At 47.6% G+C, this 872-nt stretch carries 1 protein-coding gene; it reads left to right on the forward strand.

The annotated features are described in order from the left end of the window. Positions 1-872 (forward strand): elongation factor Tu (gene tuf / locus ACF8OV_RS12335; protein WP_258496224.1); only part of this gene is annotated, 872 nt, incomplete at both ends.

The following is an 872-nucleotide window of genomic DNA, read 5'->3' on the forward strand; positions in this document are numbered from 1 at the left end:
GCTGCACAGATGGACGGTGGTATCCTAGTTGTTGCTGCGACAGATGGCCCAATGCCACAAACTCGTGAGCACATCCTACTAGGCCGTCAGGTTGGTATCCCATACATCATCGTATTCATGAACAAATGTGACATGGTTGACGATGAAGAGCTACTAGAACTAGTAGAAATGGAAGTTCGTGAACTTCTATCTGAGTACGATTTCCCAGGTGATGACCTACCAGTTATCCAAGGTTCTGCACTAGGCGCACTAAACGGCGAAGAGCAGTGGGAAGCGAAAATCGTTGAACTAGCTGAAGCTCTAGATACTTACATCCCTGAGCCAGAGCGTGCGGTAGATCAGCCATTCCTAATGCCTATCGAAGACGTATTCTCAATCCAAGGTCGTGGTACAGTAGTAACTGGCCGTATCGAGCGTGGTATCCTAACAGTTGGTGACGAAGTTGCTATCGTAGGTATCAAGGATACAACTACTACAACATGTACTGGTGTAGAGATGTTCCGTAAGCTTCTAGACGAAGGCCGTGCAGGTGAGAACGTTGGTGCACTTCTACGTGGTACTAAGCGTGACGAAGTTGAACGTGGTCAAGTACTAGCTAAGCCTGGTTCAATCACTCCACACACTAAGTTCGAATCAGAAGTATACGTACTATCTAAAGAAGAAGGCGGTCGTCACACTCCTTTCTTCAAAGGTTACCGTCCACAGTTCTACTTCCGTACAACTGACGTAACTGGCGATATCTCTCTACCAGAAGGCGTAGAAATGGTAATGCCAGGCGACAACATCCAAATGGTTGTTGAGCTAATCGCACCAATCGCAATGGACGAAGGTCTACGTTTCGCTATCCGTGAAGGTGGCCGTACAGTAGGTGC

Source organism: Vibrio sp. GLN_1 (assembly GCF_043106015.1).
GTDB lineage: Bacteria > Pseudomonadota > Gammaproteobacteria > Enterobacterales > Vibrionaceae > Vibrio > Vibrio parahaemolyticus.